Source organism: Streptomyces sp. NTH33 (genome assembly GCF_003236365.1).
Taxonomy (GTDB): Bacteria; Actinomycetota; Actinomycetes; order Streptomycetales; family Streptomycetaceae; genus Streptomyces.
The window spans coordinates 1-3113 of record NZ_POTZ01000629.1; the positions used below are offsets into that span (position 1 = coordinate 1).

Annotated in this window: 3 protein-coding genes; 1 reads left to right on the top strand and 2 read right to left on the bottom strand. The window is 72.8% G+C overall.

What is annotated here, in order from left to right; genetic code table 11:
* Positions 1 to 359: 359 nt before the first annotated feature.
* Entirely contained in the window at positions 360 to 1316 is a 957-nt protein-coding gene (locus C1I97_RS34055; RefSeq protein ID WP_111006858.1) for a bifunctional riboflavin kinase/FAD synthetase, read from the top strand.
* Positions 1317 to 1338: 22 nt separating this feature from the next.
* Here C1I97_RS34055 and C1I97_RS34060 read toward each other — a convergent pair whose 3' ends face one another.
* On the bottom strand, positions 1339 to 2343 hold the full coding sequence (locus tag C1I97_RS34060) for an ABC transporter ATP-binding protein (protein ID WP_111006859.1): 1005 nt from the start codon (positions 2341 to 2343) through the stop codon (positions 1339 to 1341).
* On the bottom strand, positions 2340 to 3113 hold a 774-nt coding region (locus C1I97_RS34065; RefSeq protein ID WP_146608386.1), incomplete at its 5' end, for an ABC transporter ATP-binding protein. The genes C1I97_RS34060 and C1I97_RS34065, both read right to left, overlap by 4 nt.

The following is a 3113-nucleotide window of genomic DNA, read 5'->3' on the forward strand; positions in this document are numbered from 1 at the left end:
CACTCCCTCTGTTCACTCCGAGCGCCCGCCCATTCACCCGACCGTGCGGGCGCTCGGAGTGAACAGAGGGAGTGCGAGGGGGCGCGGTCGCCGCGTGATCTGTCCCGCTGATCATGTGACGCCTACCGTCGAGGGCATGGCGGGCGTACGCGCCCCCGTCTGACACCGGCCCTGTCCCGGCCCGGCGGCCGCCCGACGACGTGCGCCCCGTCACAGCGTCCATGCCAATGCGGGCGGGGAACGCGGGGCATGGCACCCTTAGACCTGCGGACAAGGCAGCAGAACAAGCAAGACAACAAGCAAGACAACAAGCAAGACAACGACAAGCAAGACAACAGGTGCGACGAGGAGCGGTCACAGTGCAGCGCTGGCGTGGCTTGGAGGACATCCCCCACGACTGGGGGCGCAGCGTCGTCACCATCGGCTCCTACGACGGAGTCCACCGCGGACACCAGCTGATCATCGAGCACGCCGTGAACCGCGCTCGCGAGCTCGGCGTCCCCGTCGTCGTCGTCACCTTCGACCCGCACCCCAGCGAGGTCGTACGCCCCGGCAGCCACCCGCCGCTGCTGGCCCCGCACCACCGCCGTGCCGAGCTGATGGCCGAGCTGGGGGTGGACGCGGTGCTCGTCCTGCCCTTCACCCCGGAGTTCTCGAAGCTGTCCCCGGCCGAGTTCGTCGTCAAGGTGCTGGTCGACAAGCTGCACGCCAAAGCGGTCGTCGAGGGCCCGAACTTCCGCTTCGGCCACAAGGCCGCCGGAAACGTGGAGTTCCTCGCCGAGCAGGGCAAGACCTACGACTTCGAGGTCGAGGTCGTCGACCTGTACGTCACCGGGGTGGCGGGCGGCGGCGAGCCCTTCTCCTCGACCCTGACCCGCCGCCTGGTCGCCGAGGGCGACGTCGAGGGCGCCCGGGAGATCCTGGGCCGCCCGCACCGGGTGGAGGGCGTCGTGGTCCGCGGTGCCCAGCGGGGCCGCGAGCTGGGCTTCCCCACGGCCAACGTCGAGACGCTCCCGCACACCGCGATCCCCGCCGACGGCGTCTACGCCGGCTATCTGCACGCCCAGGGCGAGGCGATGCCGGCCGCGATCTCCGTCGGCACGAATCCGCAGTTCGACGGGACCGAGCGCACGGTGGAGGCGTACGCCATCGATCGCGTCGGCCTCGACCTGTATGGGCTGCACGTCGCCGTCGAATTCCTGGCCTTCGTCCGCGGCCAGGCGAAGTTCGACTCCCTCCAGGCGCTGCTGGAGGCGATGGCGGAGGACGTCAAGAAGTGCCGGGAGATCATCGCGGCGGACGCGAGGACGGAGTAGCCCGTCGGCGGAGTGGCCCGCTCTAAGATGCCGTCGGAGCCGCGTCCTCCCGTGCGCGTGCCCAGTGGCACGCGACGTGCGCCTTGCCGCTCCCGTCGAGGATCCCGGGGTCCTGACCGCGACATGCCCGGTCCACACCCGCCCGTTCGGCCTCGCCGCTCGCCAGGACGTGGCAGCGGACGTGGAAGCGGCAGCCGGAGGGGATACGGGAGGGGTCCGGGGGCTCGCCGCCGAGGACGACCGGATCTCCGGGAGCCTCGGGCAGGACGGACAGCAGGGCCTGGGTGTACGGGTGCCGGGGCGCCGTCAGGACCTGCTCCACCTCGCCGGTCTCCACGATCCGCCCCAGGTACATCACCGCGACCCGGTCGGCGATGTTCCAGGCCAGCCCCAGGTCGTGGGTCACCACCAGCGCGGACAGGCCGAGTTCGGTACGCAGCCGCAGCAGCAGGGCGAGGATCTCGCCGCGCACCGAGGCGTCCAGGGAGGCCACCGGCTCGTCGGCGACCAGGAGTTCGGGCTCGAGGACCAGCGCGCCCGCGATGACCACGCGCTGGCGCTGACCGCCGGACAGCTCGTGCGGGTAGCGCAGGAAGAAACGCTCGGGCGGCCGCAGCCCGGCCCGGGACAGGGCCTCGGCGACCGCCGCCCGCTCGTCCCCGCCGTGTCCGTGGATACGCAGCCCCTCGGCCACGGCGTCGTACACGGTGTGGCGCGGGTTGAGCGAGCCGCTCGGGTCCTGGAGCACCAGCTGGGCCCGCTTGCGGTACGCCTTCAACGCGCGCGAGGAGGAGGCGAGCGGGGCGCCGTCGAAGGTGACACGTCCCGCGGTCGGCGGCACCAGGCCGAGCAGCGAGCGGGCCAGCGTCGTCTTCCCGCACCCCGACTCGCCGACCAGCGCGACGATCTCGCCGGGCCGGATGTCGAGGTCCACCCCGTCCACGGCCCGGACGGCCGGCATGCCGTTCCGGCCGGGGAAGGTGATGTGCAGGCCCTCGACCCTCAGCAGCGGTGACGTGGTCGTCATGCGGTGCCGCTCCTCACTTCCGCCTCGTCCTCGGTGGCCGCGGCGCCCCCGCTCGCGGCCCCTTCCGGCACATGCACACAGGCCGCCCGCCGCCCCGCTCCCGCCTCGCGCAGCACCTGGTCCTGTGTGGCACAGACGTCCAGCGCGACCGGGCACCGCGGGTGGAACGCGCACCCGGACGGTACCGCCGCCGGGTCCGGCGGATCGCCCGGCAGCCCGCGGGGCGCGAACCGGGACGCCGGGTCGCCGATGCGGGGGAACGCCTCCGACAGGGCCCTGCCGTAGGGGTGCCGGGCGTCCTCGTAGACCTGCCGGGCAGGGCCCTCCTCGACCACCCGGCCCGCGTACATCACCGCCAGCCGGTCGCAGGTGTCGGCCAGGACGGCGAGGTCGTGGCTGATCATGACCAGCCCGAGGTCCTGCTCGCTCACCAGCCGCTGGATCAGCCGCAGGATCTGGGCCTGGACCATCACGTCCAGCGCCGTGGTGGGCTCGTCGGCGACGATCAGACGCGGATCGCAGGCCAGCGCCATCGCGATCATCACGCGCTGCCGCTGCCCGCCGGACAGCTCGTGCGGATACGCGCCCGCCCGCGCCGCCGGCAGCCCCACCTGCTCCAGCAGCTCCCCGGTCTTCCTCCGCGCGCCCGCCGCGGTCTCCTTGCGGTGCAGCAGGATCGGCTCGGCGATCTGGTCACCGACCCGGTGCACGGCGTTCAGCGAGTGCATCGCGCCCTGGAAGACGATCGACGCCCCCGCCCAGCGCACCGC